Annotated in this window: 25 protein-coding genes; 23 read left to right on the top strand and 2 right to left on the bottom strand. The window is 43.5% G+C overall.

Annotated elements, in window-relative coordinates:
* Positions 1-103: 103 nt before the first annotated feature.
* The 7 genes from ATE37_RS02595 to ATE37_RS02565 all read left to right on the top strand — a co-directional run bounded on the left by ATE37_RS02595 (position 104) and on the right by ATE37_RS02565 (position 5,995).
* On the top strand, positions 104-982 hold the full coding sequence (locus ATE37_RS02595; protein WP_084867593.1) for a phosphate ABC transporter substrate-binding protein PstS: 879 nt from the start codon (positions 104-106) through the stop codon (positions 980-982).
* On the top strand, positions 982-1,899 hold the full coding sequence (gene pstC / locus ATE37_RS02590; protein WP_001070951.1) for a phosphate ABC transporter permease subunit PstC: 918 nt from the start codon (positions 982-984) through the stop codon (positions 1,897-1,899). Before ATE37_RS02595 ends, pstC begins: the two co-directional genes overlap by 1 nt.
* Positions 1,889-2,773 carry a phosphate ABC transporter permease PstA gene (pstA, locus tag ATE37_RS02585; RefSeq protein WP_000543049.1) on the top strand — a complete coding sequence of 295 codons (885 nt, stop codon included), beginning with the start codon at positions 1,889-1,891 and terminating at the stop codon, positions 2,771-2,773. The genes pstC and pstA overlap by 11 nt, the downstream gene beginning before the upstream one ends.
* A 10-nt stretch (positions 2,774-2,783) precedes the next feature.
* A complete protein-coding gene (gene pstB, locus ATE37_RS02580) occupies positions 2,784-3,587 on the top strand; it encodes a phosphate ABC transporter ATP-binding protein PstB (protein WP_000049851.1) in 804 nt (267 codons plus the stop codon).
* A 12-nt stretch (positions 3,588-3,599) separates the two neighbouring features.
* On the top strand, positions 3,600-4,358 hold the full coding sequence (pstB, locus tag ATE37_RS02575; protein ID WP_000138669.1) for a phosphate ABC transporter ATP-binding protein PstB: 759 nt from the start codon (positions 3,600-3,602) through the stop codon (positions 4,356-4,358).
* Between the two features lie 11 nt (positions 4,359-4,369).
* Entirely contained in the window at positions 4,370-5,023 is a 654-nt protein-coding gene (gene phoU, locus ATE37_RS02570) for a phosphate signaling complex protein PhoU (RefSeq protein ID WP_000946475.1), read from the top strand.
* Between the two features lie 156 nt (positions 5,024-5,179).
* A complete protein-coding gene (locus ATE37_RS02565; RefSeq protein WP_084867591.1) occupies positions 5,180-5,995 on the top strand; it encodes an ABC transporter substrate-binding protein in 816 nt (271 codons plus the stop codon).
* 19 nt (positions 5,996-6,014) lie between these two features.
* Here ATE37_RS02565 and ATE37_RS02560 read toward each other — a convergent pair whose 3' ends face one another.
* The gene (locus tag ATE37_RS02560) at positions 6,015-7,286 is read right to left on the bottom strand and encodes an aminotransferase-like domain-containing protein (protein ID WP_084867590.1); all 1,272 of its coding nucleotides are present in this window, start codon (positions 7,284-7,286) and stop codon (positions 6,015-6,017) included.
* 145 nt (positions 7,287-7,431) lie between these two features.
* Between ATE37_RS02560 and budA the strand changes: the two genes are divergently transcribed.
* The 9 genes from budA to alaS all read left to right on the top strand — a co-directional run bounded on the left by budA (position 7,432) and on the right by alaS (position 17,264).
* Complete coding sequence (gene budA, locus ATE37_RS02555) at positions 7,432-8,163, top strand: acetolactate decarboxylase (protein WP_084867588.1); 732 nt, start codon at positions 7,432-7,434, stop codon at positions 8,161-8,163.
* Between the two features lie 9 nt (positions 8,164-8,172).
* On the top strand, positions 8,173-8,925 hold the full coding sequence (locus ATE37_RS02550; protein WP_084867587.1) for a YhfC family intramembrane metalloprotease: 753 nt from the start codon (positions 8,173-8,175) through the stop codon (positions 8,923-8,925).
* Positions 8,926-9,034: 109 nt separating this feature from the next.
* The gene (gene murB / locus ATE37_RS02545; RefSeq protein WP_084867585.1) at positions 9,035-9,940 is read left to right on the top strand and encodes a UDP-N-acetylmuramate dehydrogenase; all 906 of its coding nucleotides are present in this window, start codon (positions 9,035-9,037) and stop codon (positions 9,938-9,940) included.
* Positions 9,941-10,098: 158 nt separating this feature from the next.
* Positions 10,099-11,256 carry an ABC transporter ATP-binding protein gene (locus ATE37_RS02540; RefSeq protein WP_084867584.1) on the top strand — a complete coding sequence of 386 codons (1,158 nt, stop codon included), beginning with the start codon at positions 10,099-10,101 and terminating at the stop codon, positions 11,254-11,256.
* Positions 11,237-12,043 carry an ABC transporter permease gene (locus ATE37_RS02535; protein WP_084867582.1) on the top strand — a complete coding sequence of 269 codons (807 nt, stop codon included), beginning with the start codon at positions 11,237-11,239 and terminating at the stop codon, positions 12,041-12,043. The genes ATE37_RS02540 and ATE37_RS02535 overlap by 20 nt, the downstream gene beginning before the upstream one ends.
* Complete coding sequence (locus tag ATE37_RS02530) at positions 12,040-12,813, top strand: ABC transporter permease (protein ID WP_084867581.1); 774 nt, start codon at positions 12,040-12,042, stop codon at positions 12,811-12,813. Before ATE37_RS02535 ends, ATE37_RS02530 begins: the two co-directional genes overlap by 4 nt.
* On the top strand, positions 12,810-13,880 hold the full coding sequence (locus tag ATE37_RS02525; protein ID WP_084867579.1) for an ABC transporter substrate-binding protein: 1,071 nt from the start codon (positions 12,810-12,812) through the stop codon (positions 13,878-13,880). Before ATE37_RS02530 ends, ATE37_RS02525 begins: the two co-directional genes overlap by 4 nt.
* Positions 13,881-14,138: 258 nt before the next feature.
* Positions 14,139-14,624 (top strand): LURP-one-related/scramblase family protein, encoded by a 486-nt coding sequence (locus ATE37_RS02520; RefSeq protein ID WP_000847087.1) that lies wholly within the window; start codon positions 14,139-14,141, stop codon positions 14,622-14,624.
* Between the two features lie 21 nt (positions 14,625-14,645).
* Positions 14,646-17,264, top strand: a complete 2,619-nt coding sequence (alaS, locus tag ATE37_RS02515) for an alanine--tRNA ligase (protein WP_084867578.1) — start codon at positions 14,646-14,648, stop codon at positions 17,262-17,264.
* An 87-nt stretch (positions 17,265-17,351) separates the two neighbouring features.
* Here alaS and ATE37_RS02510 read toward each other — a convergent pair whose 3' ends face one another.
* Complete coding sequence (locus ATE37_RS02510; RefSeq protein ID WP_084867576.1) at positions 17,352-18,800, bottom strand: alpha-amylase; 1,449 nt, start codon at positions 18,798-18,800, stop codon at positions 17,352-17,354.
* Between the two features lie 270 nt (positions 18,801-19,070).
* On the opposite strand from ATE37_RS02510, the gene ATE37_RS02505 reads away from it, so the two are divergent.
* The 7 genes from ATE37_RS02505 to ATE37_RS02475 are packed head-to-tail and all read left to right on the top strand — an operon-like array spanning position 19,071 to position 25,476.
* A complete protein-coding gene (locus tag ATE37_RS02505) occupies positions 19,071-20,234 on the top strand; it encodes a class I SAM-dependent rRNA methyltransferase (protein WP_180382749.1) in 1,164 nt (387 codons plus the stop codon).
* The gene (aroD, locus tag ATE37_RS02500; protein WP_084867574.1) at positions 20,231-20,908 is read left to right on the top strand and encodes a type I 3-dehydroquinate dehydratase; all 678 of its coding nucleotides are present in this window, start codon (positions 20,231-20,233) and stop codon (positions 20,906-20,908) included. Before ATE37_RS02505 ends, aroD begins: the two co-directional genes overlap by 4 nt.
* Complete coding sequence (locus ATE37_RS02495; protein ID WP_084867572.1) at positions 20,898-21,752, top strand: shikimate dehydrogenase; 855 nt, start codon at positions 20,898-20,900, stop codon at positions 21,750-21,752. Before aroD ends, ATE37_RS02495 begins: the two co-directional genes overlap by 11 nt.
* An 18-nt stretch (positions 21,753-21,770) precedes the next feature.
* Positions 21,771-22,838: a 3-dehydroquinate synthase gene (aroB, locus tag ATE37_RS02490; protein WP_084867570.1), complete on the top strand. Its 1,068-nt coding sequence runs from the start codon at positions 21,771-21,773 to the stop codon at positions 22,836-22,838.
* Positions 22,839-22,847: 9 nt separating this feature from the next.
* Positions 22,848-24,014, top strand: a complete 1,167-nt coding sequence (gene aroC / locus ATE37_RS02485) for a chorismate synthase (protein WP_084867568.1) — start codon at positions 22,848-22,850, stop codon at positions 24,012-24,014.
* Positions 24,015-24,023: 9 nt separating this feature from the next.
* On the top strand, positions 24,024-25,127 hold the full coding sequence (locus tag ATE37_RS02480; RefSeq protein WP_084867566.1) for a prephenate dehydrogenase: 1,104 nt from the start codon (positions 24,024-24,026) through the stop codon (positions 25,125-25,127).
* A gap of 10 nt (positions 25,128-25,137) precedes the next feature.
* Positions 25,138-25,476, top strand: a complete 339-nt coding sequence (locus ATE37_RS02475; RefSeq protein WP_084867564.1) for a YlbF/YmcA family competence regulator — start codon at positions 25,138-25,140, stop codon at positions 25,474-25,476.
* Positions 25,477-25,519 lie beyond the last annotated feature (43 nt).

The raw sequence follows: 25,519 nt of genomic DNA, 5'->3' as shown, positions 1-25,519 counted from the left end.
ATGTCTAGATAAAATAAAGCGGGACAATCATTGATGATAATTGGATGATCAGGACAAACGGAAGAAATCAGAACATTCATCATTATGTTCAAGGAGAATAACAGTGAAAAAAAGAAAAAAGCTCGTCATGTCTCTTGCAGCTCTTTTGATGGCAGGTTCTCTAGCAGGATGTGCTAGCTGGATTGATCGTGGAGAATCCATGACAGCCGTTGGTTCAACAGCTCTTCAGCCTCTTGTCGAAGCAGCAGCAGATGAATTTGGTTCTAGAAACATCGGAAAAACAGTCAATGTTCAAGGTGGTGGATCGGGTACAGGACTTTCCCAAGTCCAGTCTGGAGCAGTAGACATCGGGAACTCTGACGTCTTTGCAGAGGAAAAAGATGGAATCGATGCTTCAGCTCTGGTAGACCACAAGGTTGCAGTGGCTGGTCTTGCAGTGATTGTAAACAAGGAAGTGGATGTTGAAAATCTCACAACCGAGCAACTTCGCAAAATCTTTACAGGTGAAGTGACCAACTGGAAAGAAGTTGGGGGCAAAGACCTGGCCATTTCAATCATCAACCGAGCAGCAAGTTCTGGTTCACGAGCGACGTTTGATACGGTGGTTATGAATGGGCAATCGGCAATGCAGAGCCAAGAACAGGATTCTAACGGGATGGTCAAGTCGATTGTATCCCAAACACCTGGAGCTATTTCTTACCTAGCCTTTGCCTATGTAGATGACTCAGTGAAAAGTATGAAACTGAATGGGTATGAGCCTACGTCTGAAAATGTAACGACTAATAATTGGCCTTTGTGCTCTTATGAACATATGTACACACTCGGTCAGCCAAATGAGTTAGCTGCTGAATTCCTGAATTTCGTCCTCTCAGATGAAGCCCAAAATGGAATTGTTAAGGGCATGGGCTATATCTCTATCAATGAAATGAAAGTCCAAAAGGATGCTTCAGGTACCGTTACAGCAGTAGAAGGAGGTCAATAATGAATCAAGAAGAATTATCTAAAAAATTACTCTCTCCTTCAAAGAACTCTCGCCTTGAGAAGTTTGGTAAAGGTTTGACCTTCACCTGCCTTTCTTTGATTGTCATCATTGTGGCGATGATTTTGATTTTTGTAGCCCAAAAAGGCTTATCAACCTTCTTTGTCAATGGAGTGAACATCTTTGATTTCCTCTTTGGACAAACTTGGAATCCTTCAGGGAAACAATTTGGTGCCCTTCCGATGATTTTGGGTTCCTTTATTGTGACGATTTTATCAGCCCTCATCGCAACTCCCTTCGCCATCGGAGCTGCAGTCTTTATGACAGAAGTATCACCAAAGGGCGCAAAAATCTTGCAACCAGCCATTGAACTCCTCGTCGGTATTCCTTCAGTCGTCTATGGATTTATCGGTTTGCAAGTTGTGGTACCTTTTGTTCGTAGCGTCTTTGGTGGAACTGGTTTCGGAATTTTGTCAGGGATTTTCGTTCTTTTTGTCATGATCCTACCAACTGTAACCTTTATGACAACAGATAGCCTGCGTGCTGTTCCTCGTCATTACCGTGAAGCCAGTTTGGCTATGGGAGCCACTCGTTGGCAAACCATCTGGCGTGTGACCTTGAAAGCAGCACGTTCAGGTATTTTCACTGCAGTGGTCTTTGGGATGGCGCGTGCCTTCGGTGAAGCCCTTGCTATTCAGATGGTTGTCGGAAACTCAGCAGTCATCCCAACTTCGTTAACAACACCAGCTGCGACCTTGACATCTGTATTGACTATGGGTATCGGAAATACCGTCATGGGAACGGTTGATAATAACGTTCTCTGGTCACTGGCCCTAGTCTTGCTCTTGATGAGTTTAGCCTTTAACAGTGTGATTAAATTGATTACGAAAGAAAGAGGAAAGAAAAACTATGCACGCTAAGAAATTAGATAAACTTGCAACAGCTGTCCTCTATACCATCGCGGGTATCATCGTTGCCATCTTGGCATCCTTGATTCTCTATATCTTGGTGAGAGGGTTACCACATATCTCTTGGTCCTTCTTGACAGGGAAATCCTCCTCTTATCAAGCAGGTGGGGGTATCGGGATTCAGCTCTACAATTCCTTCTTCCTTTTAGTAATTACTTTGATTATCTCTGTGCCTTTGTCTATGGGGGCTGGGATTTACCTAGCTGAATATGCAAAAAAGGGTCCTGTGACAAATTTTGTCAGAACCTGTATTGAAATCTTGTCTTCTCTACCATCAGTCGTTGTGGGTCTCTTTGGTTACTTGATTTTTGTAGTCCAGTTTGAGTATGGATTTTCAATCATTTCAGGTGCCTTGGCCTTGACAGTGTTTAATCTGCCACAGATGACTCGAAATGTTGAAGACAGTTTAAAACACGTTCACCATACACAACGTGAGGCTGGCTTAGCTCTTGGTATCTCTCGTTGGGAGACTGTGGTCCATGTCGTCATTCCAGAAGCCCTTCCAGGTATCGTAACGGGTGTTGTCTTGGCCTCTGGCCGAATCTTTGGTGAGGCCGCCGCTCTTATCTATACGGCAGGACAATCCGCTCCAGCCCTTGACTGGTCTAACTGGAATATTCTCAGTGTTACCAGTCCAATCTCTATCTTCCGTCAAGCAGAAACCTTGGCTGTCCACATCTGGAAGGTCAACAGTGAAGGAACCATTCCTGATGCTACCATCGTATCTGCTGGTTCTGCCGCCGTGCTCCTCATCTTTATCTTGATTTTTAACTTTGGAGCACGCAAACTCGGAAGCTATTTACACAAGAAATTAACCGCTGCCTAAAGGAGAAGCCATGTCAAAATATAACTGGGATGAAAAGCATATCATCACCTTCCCTGAAGAAAAAGTGGCCCTCTCTACCAAGGATTTACATGTTTACTACGGTAAAAATGAATCCATTAAGGGCATCGATATGCAATTTGAAAAAAATAAAATTACAGCCTTGATTGGTCCTTCTGGATCTGGGAAATCTACTTATCTTCGCAGTCTCAATCGGATGAATGATACCATTGATATTGCCAAGGTCACAGGTCAAATCCTCTACCGAGGGATTGACGTCAACCGTCCAGAAATCAATGTCTATGAGATGCGCAAGCATATCGGAATGGTCTTCCAACGTCCAAATCCATTTGCCAAGTCTATTTACCGCAACATCACTTTTGCTCATGAACGTGCAGGTGTTAAGGACAAGAAAGTACTTGATGAAATTGTCGAAACCTCTCTCCGACAGGCTGCCCTTTGGGACCAGGTCAAAGACGACCTCCACAAATCAGCCTTGATGCTTTCTGGTGGACAACAACAACGTCTCTGTATCGCTCGCGCCATCTCTGTCAAGCCAGACATCCTCTTGATGGATGAACCGGCGTCAGCCTTGGATCCGATTGCGACAGCCCAACTGGAAGAAACCATGTTGGAATTGAAGAAGGACTTTACCATCATCATCGTTACCCACAGTATGCAACAGGCTGCGCGTGCAAGTGACTACACAGGATTTTTCTACTTGGGTGATTTGATTGAGTATGATAAGACATCCAATATTTTCCAAAATGCTAAGTTACAGTCAACCAATGACTATGTAACGGGACACTTTGGTTAGAAAGGAAGCAGTATGACAGAACCGATTTTGCAGGTTAAGGACCTGTCCGTTTATTACAATAAAAAGAAGGCTTTGAATAGTGTTTCCCTTTCTTTCCAACCTAAGGAAATAACAGCCTTGATTGGTCCTTCTGGATCAGGAAAGTCCACTCTTCTCAAAGCCATCAACCGCATGGGCGATTTAAATCCTGAGGTGACAACAACTGGAACAGTGATTTATAATGGTCACAATATCTACAGTCCGCGTACCGATACGGTTGAATTGCGTAAGGAAATCGGTATGGTCTTTCAACAGCCCAATCCTTTCCCTATGTCTATCTATGAAAATGTTGTCTACGGCCTACGTATCAATGGAGTCAAGGATAAACATGTTTTGGATGAAGCAGTAGAAAAAGCTTTGCAACGTGCTTCTATCTGGGATGAGGTCAAGGATCGCTTGCATGATTCAGCCATTGGTCTCTCAGGTGGCCAACAGCAACGTGTTTGTGTTGCCCGTGTCTTAGCAACAAGTCCCAAGATTATTCTCTTGGATGAACCGACTTCAGCTTTGGATCCTATCTCGGCTGGTAAGATTGAGGAAACCTTGTATGGTCTGAAAGATAAATACACCATGCTTTTGGTAACACGTTCGATGCAACAGGCCTCTCGTATCTCTGATAAAACAGGATTTTTCCTAGATGGGGATTTGATTGAGTTTAACGATACGAAGAAAATGTTCCTAGACCCACAAAACAAGGAAACAGAAGATTATATTACAGGAAAATTTGGATAAGGAGTTGAATGATGTTACGATCTCAATTTGAAGAAGATTTGGAGAAATTGCACAACCAGTTCTATGCCATGGGACAAGAAGTGCTCTCACAAATCAATCGTACAGTGCGTGCCTTTGTCACACATGACCGTGATTTGGCAAAAGAAGTTATTGAGGAAGATGCAGAAGTAAATGGATATGAAGTGAAACTCGAAAAGAAATCATTTGAAATGATCGCGCTTCAACAACCTGTTTCTCAAGACCTCCGTACTGTATTGACCGTTCTTAAGGCAGTATCAGACCTGGAACGCATGGGAGACCATGCAGTGTCAATCGCAAAAGCAACTATTCGTATGAAGGGGGAACAACGCATTCCTGCAGTTGAAGAAGAGATCAAAAAGATGGGACGCGATGTGAAAAACTTCGTCGAAGCGGCTCTAGATCTCTATCTGAACGGTTCGGTGGATCAAGCCTACGAAGTAGCAGCGATGGACGAAAAAATCAACCATTACTTTGATAGCATTCGTGATTTGGCCACAGAAGAAATTAAGAAACATCCTGAAGCCATCGTTACAGGCCGTGATTACTTCCAGGTCATTTCCTTCTTGGAACGTATCGGAGACTACGCTAAAAATATCTGTGAATGGGTTGTTTACTTTGAAACAGGGAAGATTGTCGAGCTATAAGGAACAGTTTAAATATACAGAATAAAAGGCTGATTGTGATAAATCAGTCTTCTTTTTATGAAAAGAATTATTTTACATTCAAAATCTCTAAAAGGGTTGACAACTATTTTTAAAAGAGTTATAATTATTCAGAAATAACAGAAAGGTCGTTTATTTATGAAATTTAAGAAATGGATATTAGTTGTGTGTAGCATGCTTGCTAGCGTGATTTTAGTAGCTTGTCAATCCAGTACGGATAGTTCCCAGTCTGCTGTGGACGCTATCAGACAAAAAGGAAAGCTAGTCGTTGCGACCAGCCCAGACTATGCACCATTTGAATTCCAATCCTTGGTAGATGGTAAAAACCAAGTGGTTGGGGCAGATATTGATATGGCTCAAGCGATTGCGGATGAGCTTGGGGTTAAACTTGAAATCTCTAGCATGAGTTTTGACAATGTTTTGACTAGTCTTCAAACTGGAAAGGCTGACTTAGCCATTGCAGGAATTAGTGCCACAGATGAGAGAAAGGAAGTCTTTGACTTTTCAATCCCTTACTATGAAAACAAGATGAGTTTCTTGGTTAGAAAAGCCGATTTAGATAAGTACAAGGATCTTTCAAGCCTCGCAAGTGCGAATATCGCTGCTCAAAAGGGAACCGTTCCAGAAACTATGGTGAAGGAACAATTGCCAAATGCCCAATTGACATCCTTGACCAATATGGGGGAAGCAGTTAATGAATTGCAAGCTGGAAAAGTGGATGCTGTTCATATGGATGAACCAGTTGCTCTTAGCTACGCAGGTAAAAACTCAGATCTTGCCGTTGCAACTGTTAATTTGACGATGAAAGATGGCGAAGCCAATGCTGTTGCTATTAAGAAGAATCAATCAGACTTGAAAGCAGTAGTCGATAAGGTTATCCAAAAACTAAAAGATGACGGAACCTATCAAAGCTATCTAGAAAAAGCAGCGAAACTAACAGAAGTTGAACAATAAAAAAGAGCAGAGTTGGAATTTAATCCAATTCTGCTTTTAGGTATTCTAATAACTCTTCTAGATTTTCAAGAGTGACTTTGGCGAACTGATAAGGACAGGCGTCCAAATAAGCCTTCTCAAAAAAGTCTAGTTTGAGTGAGCTGTGTTTTAAACTGGTGATTTTAGGATAGTCTCTCAAATCAAGCAAAAGACCATCATGTAGAGGATAGTGGGGCAAGGGACAGGTGTTCTCTTCAAGTACTTCCTTTATCCGATTCTGATAGTTCTCTTGAAGGGTCAGTCTGGCCAGTCGATTTTTTTCAAATAGCTGGCTATCGATGTAAAGAGAGAGAGCCTTTTGCATGATGAGATTGCTGTCATAGTCCAGGATATTTTTGTAGGAAACAAAGGCCTTTTTTAGGGCATTTGGGAGAATGAGAGCGGTAATACGAAGGGCTGGAAAGAGGCTGGTTGAGAAGGACTTGATATAAATGACCCGATCCTCAGTGTCCAGATAGTGGAAGGTCTGCCCTTTTTTAGGGTCTAAATCTCCTAGATAGTCATCCTCTACGATGTAAACACCATACTGGTTTGCTAGATCTAGAATAGCCCTTTTTTCCTGATCAGAATAGGAATGACCTAGAGGATAGTGGAAGCGAGGAATAGTGTAGAAAAACTTGATTTTCCCAGATTTGAACTGTTCTTCCAGTTCTTCAAGGTCAATGCCATCAATACGGCGTTCAATGGTCTGGTAGGCTAATCCTTGAGCGACCAAGAGGCGATTCATTCGGTGGTAGGTCGGTTGTTCGACCAAAATCTCAGCTCCCTCGCTCGGAAAGTTAATCTGAGAAAGGATAAAGAGAGCTTGCTGGGTGCCAGAAGTTAGAACAAGTTGATCGGGTTTACAGTAGAGGGCTTGGTCAAAGAGGAGTTGATGGACAGATTGTCTGAGTTCCTCAAGGCCTTCTTGGTTGTCATAGTAGTTGAAGAGGTAGTTTTCTCGGCCTATCAGGGTTTCGTTGACGCAGAGTCTGAAATCGTCATAAGCACTAGCATGCTCGTCAGTGACTTCAATTTCCAAGTCTTGGTGCTGTCCTTGTTCTAGAACATAGTAGCCACTTTGGGGTTTGGCATAGAGGTATTGTTCATGGCGTAATTCCAGTAGGGATCGTTGGATAGTGTCCTTGCTACAGTGAAAGTCTTGGCTCAGTTGACGGATAGAGGGAAGCCGGCTACCTGTTGGAAATTTTCCTGATTCGATACCTTTTTTGAGAAAGGAAACGACTGCTTGGTATTTACTTTCTTTCTTCATTCCAGACCTCCCTTGATTTTGTTACATTGTACCTTTTTTTTGCCTCCTTTGCAATGGGAAAAGCATTTCTCCCTTTCACAACTAGGAGCAAATGTGGTATACTTAGAAAGTATGATGATTCATTGAATAAAAGATAAGAAAGAGAATGGATAGAAAAGTGCAGGAACCGGTAAAATTATTTCAATACAATACTTTAGGTGCCCTAATGGCAGGTCTCTATGGTGGAACCATGACAGTGGGAGAGTTGCTGGAACATGGTGACCTCGGCTTGGGGACATTGGATTCGATTGATGGGGAGTTGATTGTCCTTGATGGTAAGGCATATCAAGCCAAGGGATCTGGTCAAACGCCTGAAATCGTTGAGGTCGCAGCAGATGCCCTTATTCCCTATGCAGCAGTGGTTCCTCATCAGGCAGAAGTGATTTTCCGTCAGCGTTTTGAGATGACAGATAAGGAATTGGAAAAGCGAATTGAGTCCTACTATGATGGGGAAAATCTTTTTCGTTCCATCAAGATTCATGGTGAATTTTCACAAATGCACGTACGGATGATTCCCAAATCCACACCTGATACCAAGTTCGCTGATGTCACGACTCACCAACCTGAATATAGCCGTGAAAATGTATCGGGGACCATTGTTGGATTTTGGACACCAGAGATTTTCCATGGGGTGAGTGTTGCAGGCTACCATTTGCATTTTATCTCAGATGATTTGACCTTTGGTGGGCATGTGATGGACTTTGTTATCAAAGAAGGAATGATCGAGGTTGGGGCAGTCGACCAGTTGGACCAACGTTTTCCAGTCCAAGATCGCCAGTATTTATTTGCTAAATTTAACGTTGACGAGATGAAGAAAGATATTGATAAGTCGGAATAGGAGAAAAAGATGACAGTACATATTATCCTTACCATGATTGCTTTGGTTCTCATTCTAGTAGGTGGAACTTGGTATGCCAAAAAACGGTTTAAAATCTCTCTTGCAGTGATGGGCTTGGGGGCAATCGCATTTTTTGTTTCTTCTCAAGTGTTAGAGAAGATGGTTCATCTTCTGGTACTCCATCCGCAAAAAGATGGAACCATTCCGCTCATGCAGGAGCAACCTTTCTTATATGTCCTTTATGGAATCGCCATGGCTGCCCTCTTTGAGGAAACGGCTCGTCTTGTCTTTTTTAAATGGTTGGAGAAAAAGAGAAAGTTGGAAGATCGAGATGCTTGGGCTTATGGCTTAGGACATGGGGGCTTGGAGATGCTCTATCTCGGAATGGGAAGTTTGATTAGCCTTTTGATCCTCTTTTCACTAGTACAGTCATCAAATACTGATGCGGCGAATCTTCTTACAAAGAGTACATTAGAAACAGTTCAGTCTCTATCAGCATGGCAGGTCTATCTACTAGGGGTTGAGCGTGTGCTTGCTCTGGTTCTCCAAATTAGCCTTACTGTCTGGGTCTATCAAAGTGTCCGTCAAAAGAAATGGATCTACCTCGTTGCTGCCTATGGCTTGCATGCTTTGTTTGACTTGGCTCCAGCTCTATCTCAAGTGGGATGGATTACAAATCCGCTTCTAGTTGAGTTCATTCTTCTCGCAGAACTTATAGCTCTTGTCTGGCTAACAAAATCTACATTTTGGAAAAAATCATAAAAAGAGGGGTGACCTCTTTTTTTATGTGAAGATTGGATACAGAAATTTCCAGTCGTCAAAAATCTTTAAAAATGGTATAATGAAATCACTTTACAAAAGGATGAGAGATATGACATTAGTAACTAGAATACAAGAACAATTAGAAGGAATTGATATTCGTTTTAAGGAACCCTTGAAGCTCTATACCTACACTAAGGTAGGGGGACGAGCGGATTATCTGGTTTTACCACGCAATCGCTATGAGATGGCGCGTGTCGTTCAATTTGCCAATCAAGAGAATATTCCTTGGATGGTGCTAGGGAATGCCAGCAATATTATCGTTCGTGACGGTGGAATTCGTGGATTTGTCATCTTGTGTGACAAGCTCAATAACGTTTCAGTTGATGGTTATACCATTGAAGCGGAAGCTGGGGCCAACTTGATTGAAACGACACGTATTGCCCTTCGTCATAGTTTGACTGGATTCGAGTTTGCCTGTGGCATTCCAGGGAGCGTCGGTGGAGCAGTCTTTATGAATGCGGGTGCCTATGGAGGAGAGATTGCTCATATCTTGCAGTCTTGTCAAGTTTTGACCAAGGAAGGGGAAATCGAGACCTTATCTGCCAAGGAATTGGCTTTTGGTTACCGTCATTCAGCTGTTCAAGATTCTGGAGCTGTTGTTTTGTCAGCTAAATTTGCCCTATCTCCAGGAAATCATCAGGTTATCAAGCAAGAAATGGATCGCTTGACGCACCTACGTGAACTCAAACAACCTCTAGAATACCCATCTTGTGGTTCAGTCTTTAAGCGTCCAGTGGGGCATTTTGCAGGTCAGTTGATTTCAGAGGCTGGTCTCAAGGGCTATCGTATCGGTGGTGTTGAAGTGTCTGAAAAGCACGCAGGATTTATGATTAATGTTGCTGACGGAACGGCCAAAGACTATGAGGACTTGATCCAATCTGTTATTGAAAAAGTCAAGGAACACTCAGGTGTCACCCTTGAGAGAGAAGTCCGAATCTTGGGTGAGAAAGAATAAAATTTAGGCAGAAAAGCTGCTACTATGTCAATGGAAAGGGGGTGAAAGCCTATCGTTAGCGAAGATGCATGTAGGCAGTTCAATCTCCTACACGAGGTAGTAGTGGCCTGACAGAGCCCTGATCTGTTAATTTATGAAAAAGAAGGAATTTATGACAATTGAAAAAACCAATTATTGAATTCAAAAACGTTTCTAAAGTTTTTGAAGACAGCAACACCAAGGTTCTCAAAGACATCAACTTTGAGTTGGAAGAAGGGAAGTTTTACACTCTTTTAGGCGCATCTGGTTCAGGGAAATCAACCATTCTAAATATCATTGCAGGTTTACTGGATGCGACGACAGGGGATATTTTACTGGATGGGGTACGGATTAACGACATCCCAACCAATAAACGAGATGTCCATACGGTCTTTCAATCCTATGCCTTGTTTCCACATATGAATGTGTTTGAAAATGTTGCCTTTCCACTCCGCTTGCGTAAGATCGACAAGAAAGAAATCGAACAACGCGTAGCGGAAGTTCTCAAGATGGTTCAGTTGGAAGGTTATGAGAAACGTTCCATCCGTAAACTCTCTGGAGGACAACGTCAGCGTGTGGCCATTGCCCGTGCCATTATTAACCAACCCCGTGTGGTCTTGCTGGACGAGCCTTTGTCAGCGCTGGACTTGAAATTGCGAACAGACATGCAGTACGAACTGCGTGAATTGCAACAACGATTGGGAATTACCTTCGTATTTGTCACTCACGATCAGGAAGAAGCCCTTGCTATGAGTGACTGGATTTTCGTTATGAACGATGGCGAGATTGTTCAGTCTGGAACGCCGGTGGACATCTACGATGAGCCAATCAACCACTTTGTTGCCACTTTTATTGGTGAGTCCAATATCTTGCCAGGAACCATGATTGAGGACTACTTGGTCGAGTTCAATGGCAAACGCTTTGAAGCGGTCGACGGGGGGATGAAGCCAAGTGAGCCTGTCGAGATTGTCATTCGTCCAGAGGACTTGCGCATTACCCTTCCTGAAGAAGGCAAGCTCCAAGTCAAGGTGGATACCCAACTCTTCCGTGGGGTGCACTACGAGATTATCGCCTATGACGAACTCGGAAATGAATGGATGATTCACTCGACTCGTAAGGCCATTGTTGGAGAGGAAATCGGTCTGGACTTTGAACCAGAAGACATCCACATCATGCGTCTCAACGAAACCGAAGAAGAGTTCGATGCACGTATCGAGGAGTACGTAGAAATCGAAGAGCAAGAAGCAGGTCTGATTAACGCGATCGAGGAGGAAAGAGATGAAGAAAACAACCTCTAAACTCTTTGTAGTGCCCTACATGCTTTGGATTGCCCTCTTCGTCCTCGCACCCTTGGTCTTGATTTTTGGTCAATCCTTTTTCAACATCGAAGGGCAGTTTAGTTTAGAAAACTATAAATCCTACTTTGCGTCACAAAACTTGACCTACCTCAAAATGAGCTTCAACTCTGTGCTTTATGCAGGAATTGTGACCTTAGTAACACTGCTCATCAGTTATCCGACAGCCCTCTTTTTGACTCGTCTTAAGCACCGTCAACTATGGCTCATGCTGATTATTCTGCCAACCTGGATTAACCTGCTCCTCAAGGCCTATGCCTTTATCGGGATTTTTGGTCAAAATGGCTCTATTAACCAATTTTTGGAATTTATCGGAATCGGTTCGCAGCAGTTGCTCTTTACGGATTTCTCCTTTATCTTTGTCGCAAGCTACATCGAGCTTCCCTTTATGATTTTGCCGATTTTCAATGTCTTGGATGATATGGATAACAATCTCATCAATGCCAGCCACGACCTTGGTGCGACCAAGTGGGAAACCTTCCGCCATGTTATCTTCCCTCTATCAATGAATGGAGTGAGAAGTGGGGTTCAGTCTGTCTTTATCCCGAGTTTGAGTCTCTTCATGCTGACACGTTTGATTGGTGGGAACCGTGTTATCACGCTGGGAACGGCTATTGAGCAGAACTTCCTGACCAATGATAACTATGGAATGGGTTCTACCATCGGTGTGATCCTCATCCTGACCATGTTCATCACCATGTGGGTGACCAAGGAAAGGAGAGAACGATGAAAAAATTTGCCAATCTTTACCTAGCCTTTGTCTTTATCATCCTTTATTTGCCGATTTTTTACTTGATTGGCTACGCCTTTAATGCTGGCGATGATATGAACAGTTTTACAGGCTTTAGCTTGAGCCATTTTAAAACCATGTTTGGTGATGGTCGCCTCATGTTGATCCTCACCCAGACCTTTTTCTTGGCCTTTTTATCAGCCTTGATTGCGACCATTATCGGGACTTTCGGTGCTATCTATATCTACCAGTCTCGTAAGAAATACCAAGAAGCCTTTCTTTCACTCAATAATATCCTCATGGTTGCGCCTGACGTTATGATTGGTGCCAGCTTCTTGATTCTCTTTACCCAGCTTAAGTTTTCACTTGGATTTTTGACGGTTCTATCTAGTCACGTGGCCTTTTCCATCCCGATCGTGGTCTTGATGGTCTTACCTCGTCTAAAGGAGATGAATGATGACATGGTCCATGCGGCTTATGACCTTGGTGCCAGCCAGTTTCAGATGTTTAAGGAAATCATGCTTCCTTATCTGACTCCGTCTATCATTGCAGGTTATTTCATGGCCTTCACCTATTCGCTAGATGACTTTGCCGTGACCTTCTTTGTCACAGGGAATGGCTTTTCGACTCTATCAGTCGAGATTTATTCTCGTGCTCGTAAGGGAATTTCGCTAGAAATCAATGCCCTCTCTGCCCTTGTCTTTCTCTTTAGTATTATCCTAGTGGTTGGATATTACTTTATCTCACGTGAGAAGGAGGAGCAAGCATGAAAAAACTCTATTCATTTTTAGCAGGAATTGTAGCGATTATCCTTGTCTTGTGGGGAATTGCGACTCATTTAGATAGTAAAATCAACAGCCGAGATAGTCAGAAATTGGTTATCTACAACTGGGGGGACTATATCGATCCAGAACTCTTGGAGAAATTCACAGAAGAAACAGGCATCCAAGTCCAGTACGAGACTTTTGACTCCAACGAAGCCATGTATACCAAGATCAAGCAGGGTGGAACGACCTACGACATTGCCATCCCGAGTGAATACATGATTAATAAGATGAAGGACGAAGACCTCTTAGTTCCTCTTGATTATTCAAAAATTGAAGGAATCGAAAATATCGGACCTGAGTTCCTCAATCAGTCCTTTGACCCGGGCAATAAATTCTCCATCCCATACTTCTGGGGGACCTTGGGAATTGTCTACAATGAAACCATGGTAGATGAGGCGCCTGAGCATTGGGATGACCTCTGGAAACCAGAATACAAGGATTCCATCATGCTCTTTGATGGGGCGCGTGAGGTGCTGGGACTTGGTCTTAATTCGCTCGGTTATAGTCTCAACTCAAAGGATCCACAGCAGTTGGAAGAGACAGTAGATAAGCTCTACAAACTGACTCCAAATATCAAGGCCATTGTGGCGGACGAGATGAAGGGTTACATGATTCAGAACAATGCTGCCATCGGTGTCACCTTCTCTGGGGAAGCTAGCCAGATGTTGGAGAAAAATCCTAACCTTAAGTATGTCGTTCCGACTGAGGCCAGCAATCTCTGGTTTGATAACATGGTCATTCCAAAAACCGTGAAAAACCAAGATGCCGCCTATGCCTTTATCAACTTTATGCTAAAACCCGAAAATGCTCTTAAAAATGCAGAATATGTCGGCTATGCAACACCAAATAACACAGCCAAGGAATTGCTCCCAGAGGAGACCAAAGAAGACAAGTCCTTCTATCCAGACGCTGATACCATGAAAAACCTAGAAGTTTATGAGAAGTTTGACCATAAATGGACAGGCAAATATAGCGACCTCTTCCTACAGTTTAAAATGTACCGGAAGTAGAAGATATGCTTTCTTGTCAGCTTTCCCAGTTGACGCAGAACCCAAAAAACGATATAATAAGAAAGTTGAGAGTTGGTTTTCTCTCCATCTTAGTCCAGAGAATTGGCGGTGCTGCGAGCCATCTAAGCTAGGAAATCATGCTACTCAATCAGACAATTGCATAAGAATAAGAGAATGACAAGTTCATTGAATGAAGGTGGTACCGCGGTTTTTCGCCCTTCGTGATGTGAGCTTGTCTTTTGAATTTTGGAGGTGTTTATGAAGACATTTCTCGTGAAACAAAAGTTTCGTCTTGGGGGCGAACGTTTTGATATCAAGGATGATAGAGGAGTAGTGAACTATCAGGTGGAGGGATCTTTCTTCCAAATTCCTAAGACCTTTACCATCTATGACGCCTATGGTGAGCAGGTCAGTGAAATCAGTAAAGAATTTTTCACCTTGCTTCCTCGCTTTACTATTCAGCTACGAAACGGTTCCAATTTCGTTATTCGTAAGAAGTTGACCTTCTGGCGAGATAAGTATGAGTTTGATAATCTGGGGCTTCGTATCGAGGGTAATATCTGGGATTTGAATTTCAAATTGTTGGATGACCGCGACCAAGTGATTGCCGAGATTCGGAAAGAGATTTTCCATTTGACCTCAACTTACACCGTAACCGTCTATGAAGACTCTTATGCAGACCTGGTCATTTCCCTCTGTGTCGCGATTGACTATGTGGAGATGCTAGAAAGCCAATCAAATTAAACAAGTAAATAAGGAGATATTATGAAACAACTATCTAGTGCTCAAGTACGCCAAATGTGGCTAGATTTCTGGGCAAGCAAAGGCCACTCTGTCGAACCATCAGTCAGCTTGGTTCCTGTAAATGACCCAACTCTTTTGTGGATCAACTCTGGGGTAGCAACCCTTAAGAAATATTTTGACGGGACTATCAAACCTGAAAATCCACGTATCACCAATGCGCAAAAAGCTATCCGTACCAACGACATCGAAAATGTCGGAAAAACGGCTCGCCACCATACAATGTTTGAAATGTTGGGGAACTTCTCTATTGGGGATTACTTCCGTGATGAAGCTATCACCTGGGCTTATGAACTCTTGACAAGCCCAGAATGGTTTGATTTCCCTGCTGAAAAACTCTACATGACCTACTATCCAGATGATAAAGATTCTTACAACCGTTGGATCGAAGTGGGAGTGGACCCAAGCCACTTGATCCCAATAGAGGATAACTTCTGGGAAATTGGTGCAGGACCTTCTGGACCTGATACAGAAATCTTCTTTGACCGTGGAGAAGCATTTGACCCAGAAAATATCGGTATTCGTCTTCTTGCAGAAGATATCGAAAACGACCGTTACATCGAAATCTGGAACATCGTTTTGTCACAATTTAACGCAGACCCTGCTGTTCCTCGTAGCGAATACAAAGAATTGCCACACAAGAACATTGATACGGGCGCTGGTTTGGAGCGTTTGGTGGCAGTTATCCAAGGAGCCAAGACAAACTTTGAAACAGACCTCTTCATGCCGATTATCCGTGAAGTTGAGAAATTGTCAGGTAAGGTCTACGACCAAGATGGCGATAACATGAGCTTTAAGGTCATTGCGGACCACATCCGTTCACTTTCATTTGCCATTGGGGATGGTGCTCTTCCTGGAAATGAGGGACGTGGCTATGTCCTTCGTCGTCTCCTCCGTCGCGCTTCTATGCACGGTCAAAAATTGGGCATCAACGAGACTTTCCTTTACAAACTCGTTCCAACTGTTGGAAAAATCATGGAAAGCTATTACCCAGAAGTGCTTGAAAAACGTGACTTTATCGAAAAAATTATCAAGAGCGAAGAAGAGTCATTTGCCCGTACCCTTCATTCAGGTCAACACTTTGCAGAAACCATTGTAGCTGACTTGAAAGAAAAAGGACAAAGCGTTATCGCTGGGCAAGATGTCTTCAAACTCTACGATACATATGGATTCCCAGTTGAATTGACAGAAGAAATCGCTGAAGAAGCGGGTATGACTGTAGACCGTGAAGGTTTTGAAGCGGCCATGAAAGAGCAGCAAGAACGTGCTCGTGCGTCAGCTGTCAAAGGTGGCTCAATGGGAATGCAAAATGAAACCCTCCAAAACATTACAGTGGAAAGTGTCTTTAACTACAATGCCAGTCAATTGCCTTCTAAGTTGGTGGCTATCGTGGCTGACAATGCAGAAGTAGAAGCTGTATCTGAAGGAACTGCCTCTCTTATCTTTGCGGAGACTCCATTCTACGCTGAAATGGGTGGACAAGTAGCTGACCATGGTCAAATCTTGGATGCTGAAGGAAATGTCGTAGCCACAGTAACAGATGTCCAAAAAGCGCCAAACGGACAAGCTCTTCATACGGTTGAGGTTCTTGCACCTTTAGCTTTGAACCAAGAATACACATTGGCCATCGATACCAATCGCCGTCACCGCGTTATGAAGAACCACACAGCCACTCACTTGCTCCATGCAGCCCTTCACAATATCCTTGGAAACCATGCGACACAAGCAGGATCCCTTAACGAAGTCGAATTCCTTCGCTTTGACTTCACACACTTCCAAGCGGTAACTCCTGAAGAGTTGCGCGCCATTGAACAGCAAGTCAATGAGAAAATCTGGGAAGCAATTGCTATCAAGACTGTTGAGACAGATATTGACACGGCTAAAGAAATGGGAGCTATGGCCCTCTTTGGTGAGAAATACGGTAAAGAAGTTCGTGTTGTGACCATCGGTGATTACTCTGTTGAGCTTTGTGGTGGTACCCACGTTGGCAATACTTCTGAGATTGGTCTCTTCAAGATTGTCAAAGAAGAAGGTATCGGATCAGGAACTCGCCGTATCTTGGCAGTAACTGGCAAGGAAGCCTTTGAAGCCTATCGCGAACAAGAAGACGCTCTGAAAGCAGTAGCAGTAACCTTGAAAGCCCCTCAACTCAAGGAAGTGCCTCATAAAGTTGAAGGTCTTCAAGAACAACTCCGTCAACTTCAAAAAGAAAATGCTGAGTTGAAAGAAAAAGCCGCTGCCGCCGCCGCAGGTGATGTCTTCAAGGATGTGAAGGAAGTCAACGATCACCGTTACATTGCAAGCCAAGTTTCTGTATCAGACGCAGGTGCCCTTCGTACCTTTGCGGATAACTGGAAACAAAAAGACTACTCTGATGTGCTTGTTCTTGTCGCAGCTATCGGTGACAAAGTCAATGTTCTTGTAGCTAGCAAGACAAAAGATGTGCATGCAGGAAACCTGATCAAAAAATTGGCTCCAATCGTCGATGGACGTGGTGGTGGTAAACCAGACATGGCCATGGCAGGAGGAAGCAACCAAGCGAAAATCCAGGAACTCTTGGATGCAGTAGCAGGTAAATTGTAATCAAGCAAAGATCTATCCATTTGGGTAGGTCTTTTTGTGAATACAAAAAAGCCAAATCCGATTGGATCTGGCTTGTAACTGATAGGTTTATTTAACTGCCCAGACACTGACTGAACCCGCTGCTACTGGAAATTCTCCATAACCTTCAGCATCAATTGTGACTTGGTCTTGGTGATTTCCAAGTAAATCTACAAAGGTTTGGTTAGCCCATTCTTGACCAACAAACATAGACTTGCTGTTTTCTTGGTCATTTGAGATAAGGACAGCGATTGGGGATTGATGTTCAGCACCTGAACGAACCCAACCTATACAGTTAGCATCGTCAAAGTAGTCTGTTTGCTCTCCATAGGCCAAGTCTTTTCGGATGGCTAGGAGACGGTCAAGAACTTCTTTGAAATCTTGTTGAGCAAATTGCCCTGAAATGCCGTAATAATCTCCGTAAAAGACACATGGAAGCCCATCTTTGCGTAATAGAATAAGAGCATAGGCTGCTGGTTTGAACCATTCTTCAACAGTAGACTCAAGGGCTTGTCCTCGTTGAGTATCATGGTTGTCAACGAAAGTGACAGCCTTGTCAGGCTTGAGTTCAACCAAGCTATCAGTAAAGATAGTACGGAGGTCGTAGCTTGCTCCAGCTTGACTGGCTTCAAAGAGATTCTGGTGGAGACGAACATCGACAAGGTCAAAACGTTCCTCTGTTTTTTCGAGATAGTCTAGGTTGGCTTCTTTATCTGGATTCCAAAATTCACCAAAAACATAGAAATCTTGACCATATTTTTCCTTCATATCACGGATGAAATTGCGCATAAAGAAAGAGTCAATGTGTTTGACGGCATCCAAGCGGAAACCAGCAATACCAGTCGTTTCCATGAACCAGTCAGCCCAGTCATAGATATTTTTGATCACTTCAGGATGCTTAAAGTCTAGATCGGCATACATGAGGTAGTCGTAGTTGCCGTTTTCATTATCGACCAATTCCTCGTTTGCCCAGCCCTTGTTGTCCCCTTGGATCAGGTAAATGCCAGATTTACGGCGTTTGGCATCGTAGTCTGTACCTGTGAAGTGGTACCAGTGCCAGTGGAAGTCATTGTAGGTATTTTGACGACCATCGAAAGTAAAGTGAGTCCAGCCATTGATAGTGAAGGGCTCGCTTAGTTGAACGGTACGGTCCTCAGGGTCCACTTCAATAACCTGAAAGGCTTCCATGTGATCGGCTGCAGCCTTGTGATTGAGCACCACATCGGCCATAGGTCGAATTCCCTGATCCTTTAGGGCTTGAATGGCTTGAAGATAGTCTTCTTTAACCCCATACTTGGTACGGACAGTCCCTTTTTGGTGAAATTCACCTAGGTCAAATAGGTCATATACCCCATAACCCACATCTTTTTCATTTGTAGCCTTGAAGGCTGGTGGCATCCAGACGTGGCTAATTCCCAGATGGGCTAGGTGCTCTGCATCATTTGTCAGTCGCGTCCAGTGTTGGCCGTCGTGAGGCAGGTACCATTCAAAGTATTGCATAAGTGTCTGATTTTGCATTGTTTTTCCTCTTGCTTATCAATGTTGTGTTTTATTCTACCATAAAGTTTAGAACTAGGCAAACGTTTGCGCAATTTTCTATACTCATTTCTAGAATTGTCTATTTTTAAAGACACTATTTCCTTCCAATTGCTAGAAAAAGAATGTTTAGGAGAAAAAATAAATTAAGTAAACTTATTTTAATAAAAATGGCACTTAGTAAACTAAAGTAAAAATGGATAAGCGGTTTCTTTTTTGAGAATTGTCATAAAATTTGCTATAATAGTAGCTATGAATAGAATTAGGGTCAGCAGACGTGTTGAAAAAAAGCTAGCTAAGGGTCTAGTTCTTTTGGAAGCGAGTGATTTAACAGATATTGATCTGACGGATCAGGCAGTAGAAGTTCTTAGTCAAGATGGGAAGTTTTTAGGGAGTGCCTATCTTTCTCAGCAGAACAAAGGCATCGGCTGGATGGTCAGTAAGGAAAAGGTTAGCTTTAACCAAATCTTTTTTAAAGCTCTGTTTCGTAAGGCCAAGGAAGTTAGAAAGCCTTATTATCAGGATGACTTGACTACTGCCTTTCGCCTTTTTAACCAAGAGGGGGATGGCTTTGGCGGTCTGACTGTTGATCTCTACGGAGATTATGCTGTCTTTTCGTGGTACAACTCCTTTGTTTACCAGATTCGGAAGTTGATAGTAAAGGCTTTTAAGGAAGTTTTTCCTGAGGTCTTGGGTGCTTATGAGAAGATTCGTTTTAAAGGTCTAGACTACGAGTCTGCCCATGTTTATGGTGAGGAAGCGCCAGACTATTTTACTGTTCTTGAGAATGGCGTGCTCTATCAAGTCTTTATGAATGATGGCTTGATGACAGGGATTTTTCTAGACCAGCATGAAGTTCGTGGGAGTCTGGTTGACGGTCTAGCCATGGGCAAATCCTTGCTCAATATGTTTTCCTATACGGCTGCCTTTTCAGTTGCTGCAGCTATGGGAGGCGCGAGTGAGACAACTTCTGTCGACTTGGCCAAACGGTCCAGAGAGCTATCAGAAGCTCATTTTCAAGCAAATGGATTCAGCGCGGACAATCACCGTTTTATCGTTATGGATGTCTTTGAATATTTCAAGTATGCCAAGCGAAAGGGTTTGACCTATGATGTGATTGTTCTTGATCCGCCGAGCTTTGCCCGCAATAAAAAACAAACATTTTCTGTGGCGAAGGACTATCACAAGTTGATTTCCCAGAGCCTAGAGATTTTAAATCCGGGAGGGATTATCATCGCCAGTGCTAATGCTGCCAATGTTTCCCGCCAGAAATTTACAGAACAAATTGATAAAGGTTTTGCAGGAAGAAGGTATCAGGTCTTGAACCAATATGGTCTTCCAGCAGACTTTGCCTATAATAAAAAAGATGAAAGCAGTAATTACCTCAAGGTGATTAGTATGAAGGTTAGTAAATGAAGTTAGTCGTCTCAGTAATGCCAAGAAGTTTAGAAGAAGCGCAAGAACTGGATGCCACTAGATATGAAGATGCCGATATCATTGAGTGGCGTGCGGACTTTCTTGCAAAGGACGCTATTTTACAGGTAGCACCCGCTATCTTTGAGAAATTTGCAGGACGCGAACTGGTCTTTACCCTTCGGACTCGCGTTGAGGGAGGAGAAATCGAACTTTCCTCAGAAGAGTATGTTCAAATTATCAAGGAAGTGGCGCAACTCTATCAACCAGACTATATTGATTTTGAGTACTACAGCTACAAGGACGTTTTTGAGGAGATGTTGGATTTTCCAAATCTCGTATTGAGCTATCATAATTTCCAGGAGACACCTGAAAATATGATGGAAATCCTGTCAGAGTTGACCAGCCTTTCTCCCAAAGTGGTCAAGGTATCAGTTATGGCCCATACGGAGCAGGATGTTTTAGACCTGATGAACTACACTCGAGGATTTAAAACACTCAACCCTGAGCAAGAGTACGTGACCATTTCCATGGGGAAAATGGGCAAGGTATCCCGTATCACTTCAGATGTGACGGGTTCAAGTTGGTCATTTGCTAGTCTGGATGAAGCAAGTGCTCCAGGTCAGATTTCATTGGCTAACATGAAGAAAATCAGGGAGATTTTGGATGAAGCTTGATGGCTATACACGTTTAGCTGCGGTTGTTGCCAATCCCATCAAACACTCTATTTCCCCCTTTATCCACAATAGGGCCTTTGAAGCGACAGCTACCAATGGTGCCTATGTAGCTTGGGAGATTGAAGTGGGTGATTTGGCAGAAACAGTCGCCAATATTCGCCGTTACCAGATGTTTGGCATCAACCTGTCTATGCCTTACAAGGAGCAGGTTATTCCTTATCTGGATGAGTTGAGTGATGAGGCTCGTTTGATTGGGGCGGTCAACACAGTTGTTAATCAAGACGGAACGTTAATTGGATATAATACAGATGGCAAGGGATTCTTTAAGAGCTTGCCTTCTTTTACAATCTCGGATAAGAAAATGACCATTCTGGGCGCAGGTGGTGCGGCCAAATCAATCTTGGCACAAGCCATTTTGGATGGCGTCAGTCAGATTTCGGTCTTTGTTCGTTCAGTTTCTACGGAAAAAACAAGACCTTACCTAGATAAGTTGCAGGAGCAAACAGGCTTTAAAGTAGACTTGTATGCTTTAGAAGATGTGTCTGAACTGCAATCAAGGATTGCCGAATCGGACCTGCTCGTCAATGCGACCAGTGTAGGGATGGATGGCCAGTCGTCGCCAGTTCCTGAAAGCATAGTCTTACCAGAGGCTCTCTTGGTGGCAGACATCATTTACCAACCTTTTGAGACACCATTTTTGAAATGGGCTAGAAGCCAGGGCAATCCAGCTGTCAATGGTCTGGGAATGTTGCTCTATCAAGCTGCTGAAGCTTTTCAACTGTGGACAGGTAAAGAAATGCCGACAGACGAGATTTGGCAGTCCTTAACAGAAAAATATAAATAGTGAAAAGGAGACCCTACTATGAAAATCAGAATTGATATTCCGCATCATCCTTATGATATTCAGATTGAAAAAGGTTGTCTAGCTCAGGCTGGTCAGTGGTTGCGAGAACTCTGGCAACCTCAAAAAGTGGTCATAGTAACCGACAACCATGTAGCTTCTCTCTATGCAGAGAAGGTTAAACTCAGCCTAGAAGATGCTGGTTTTCAGGTAGCTGTTTTTGACTTTTTAGAAGGCGAAGAACGAAAAAATTTAACGACTGTTCAGAAAGTCTATGAATTTTTAGTCAAGCAAGGTCTGACTCGTAGCGATGGGATCGTGGCTCTTGGTGGTGGTGTCGTTGGGGACCTGGCTGGTTTTGTGGCCTCTACCTATATGCGGGGCATTCACTTTGTTCAGATTCCGACTAGTTTGACTGCCCAGGTTGATTCTTCTATCGGTGGAAAGACGGGTGTCAATACTCCTTTTGCTAAAAATATGGTGGGGACCTTTGCTCAACCAGATGGGGTTCTGATTGACCCGCTTGTCCTTGAAACACTCGGAAAAAGAGAGTTGATTGAAGGGATGGGTGAGGTTATCAAGTACGGCTTGATTGAAGACCCAGAACTTTGGGCTCTCTTGATGGAGCTAGATGGTTCTGTAGAGAGCATTTTGGAACATGCAGAGACTTTGATTGAACATTCTTGTCAGGTGAAGCGCAAGATGGTGGTAGAGGATGAGTTGGACAATGGTGTTCGCCTTTACCTAAATTTTGGACACACTATTGGCCATGCTATTGAAGCAACGGCTGGTTATGGGAAAGTCATGCATGGAGAAGCTGTGGCTATGGGAATGGTACAGATTTCCAAGGTTGCTGAGGAAAAAGGCCTCATGCCAGCTGGTATTACCCAATCTATCACAGAGATGTGCCAGAAATTTGGTTTGCCAGTTGACTATGAAAAATGGGATGTTGACAAGCTTTATCAGGCTTTGACTCATGACAAGAAAGCGCGTGGGAACACCTTGAAATTGGTTTTGGTACCAGAGCTTGGTTCAGCGACCATTCACCCAGTTTCTCTGGAAGAGATGAAAGACTACTTGGTAAAATAAGGAGAACTTATGAGATATTTAACTGCAGGAGAATCACACGGCCCCCGTTTGACGGCTATTATTGAAGGAATTCCAGCGGGCCTTCCTTTAACAGTAGAGGACATCAATGAGGATCTGAAACGCCGTCAGGGTGGCTACGGTCGTGGTGGCCGTATGAAGATTGAGAGTGACCAGGTTGTCTTTACTTCGGGCGTTCGCCACGGGAAGACGACAGGGGCTCCCATAACCATGGATGTTATCAATAAGGACCACCAGAAATGGCTGGATATCATGTCTGCTGAGGATATCGAAGACCGCCTCAAAAGCAAGCGGAAAATCACTCATCCTCGTCCAGGTCATGCCGATTTGGTTGGGGGGATCAAGTACCATTTTGATGATTTGCGAAATTCTTTGGAACGTTCATCAGCTCGTGAAACAACCATGCGAGTAGCCGTTGGGGCAGTAGCCAAACGTCTCTTAGCTGAGCTAGATATGGAGATTGCCAACCATGTCGTGGTCTTTGGTGGTAAGGAAATCGATGTACCTGAAAATCTGACAGTTGCGGAGATTAAGGAACGAGCTACTCAGTCTGAAGTTTCTATTGTCAATCAAGAACGAGAACAAGAAATCAAGGACTATATTGACCAAATCAAACGTGACGGTGATACCATTGGTGGGGTTGTGGAGACAGTCGTCGGAGGTGTTCCAGTTGGTCTTGGTTCCTATGTCCAATGGGACAGAAAATTGGATGCGCGATTGGCACAAGCAGTTGTTTCTATCAATGCCTTTAAAGGGGTGGAATTTGGTCTCGGCTTTGAAGCTGGTTACCGAAAAGGCAGCCAAGTTATGGACGAAATTCTCTGGTCTAAAGAAGACGGCTATACTCGTCGTACCAATAATCTGGGTGGCTTTGAAGGTGGTATGACCAATGGGCAACCAATCGTTGTTCGTGGTGTTATGAAACCCATTCCTACTCTCTACAAACCACTTATGAGCGTGGATATCGAGACGCATGAACCTTACAAGGCAACCGTGGAGAGAAGTGATCCGACCGCCCTTCCAGCTGCAGGTGTGGTCATGGAAGCTGTTGTGGCTACTGTCTTGGCGCAAGAAATCCTTGAAAAATTCTCATCAGATAATCTTGAGGAACTAAAAGAAGCGGTAGCCAAACACCGAGACTATACAAAGAACTATTAAGGAGTTCCTATGGCAAAAACAATCTATATCGCAGGTCTTGGTTTGATTGGTGCCTCGATGGCACTCGGTATCAAACGCGATCATCCAGATTATGAAATTTTAGGTTATAATCGTAGCCAAGCTTCGAGAGACATTGCCTTGGAGCGAGGAATGATAGACCGTGCGACGGATGATTTTGCCAGTTTCGCTCCCCTAGCAGATGTCATCATACTGACCTTGCCAATCAAACAGACCATTGCTTTTATTAAGGAGCTGGCAGATTTAAACTTGAAAGAAGGTGTCATTATCTCGGATGCCGGCTCAACCAAGTCAGCCATTGTGGAGGCGGCGGAGCTGTATTTGGCTGGCAAGCCTGTCCGCTTTGTCGGTGCTCATCCCATGGCTGGTAGCCACAAGACAGGGGCTGCTTCTGCGGATGTCAATCTCTTTGAAAATGCCTACTATATCTTCACACCTTCGAGCCTGACAAGTCCTGATACACTTGAGGAAATGAAAGATCTGCTTTCAGGCCTTCACGCTCGTTTTATCGAGATTGATGCCAAGGAGCATGATCGGGTTACTTCTCAGATTAGCCATTTTCCTCATATTCTGGCTTCCAGTCTCATGGAGCAGACAGCAGTTTATGCTCAAGATCATGAAATGGCAAGGCGCTTTGCGGCGGGTGGATTTCGAGATATGACCCGAATTGCGGAAAGCGAGCCAGGTATGTGGACTTCCATTCTCTTGTCCAATCGTGAGACTATCCTAGATCGAATTGCGGATTTTAAGGAGCGCCTAGATGAGGTTGGACAAGCCATTAGCAAGGGAGATGAAGAGCAAATTTGGAACTTTTTCAATCAAGCACGTGCGCAAAGGCAGGCCATGGAAATCCATAAGCGTGGTGGTGTGGACAGTTCTTACGACCTCTATGTCGATGTTCCCGATGAAGAAGATGTCATCTTGCGGATTTTGGAATTGCTACGAGGAACTTCCTTGGTTAACATTCACATCAACGAAGAAAACCGTGAGGATATTCACGGGATTCTACAAATTTCCTTTAAAAATGCTCAGGATCTGGAACGAGCTGAGCGTTTAATCACAGAAAATACCGACTACACAGTCGTCATCAAATAAGGAGAAAATCATGTCAAATATTTACGATAGTGCAAATGAACTTAGCCGCGGGTTACGCGAATTGCCAGAATACAAGGCGGTCAAGGCAGCAAAAGATGCCATCCAAGCTGATGAACAAGCTAGCAAGATTTTTGCAGACTACCTCGCTTTCCAACAAGAAATCCAAGTCATGGCGCAAACGGGACAAATGCCAGACGGTTCTTTCCAAGAAAAGATGCAGTGTTTCAGTAAGCAAATCCAAGAGAACGCTCTTTTGTCAGATTTCTTTGCCAAACAGCAACAATTGTCTATTTACCTTTCAGACATTGAAAAAATTGTCTTTGAGCCTGTTTCAGAATTATTGAAATAGTATTTTATCTGTATAAAAGCCAGAAATTTCAGGAATTTCTGGC

It is taken from the genome of Streptococcus oralis subsp. tigurinus (assembly GCF_002093575.1).
Lineage (GTDB): Bacteria > Bacillota > Bacilli > Lactobacillales > Streptococcaceae > Streptococcus > Streptococcus oralis_CH.
The sequence above is the reverse complement of the archived record's forward strand: the minus strand, read 5'-3'. Positions and strand labels throughout refer to the sequence as shown.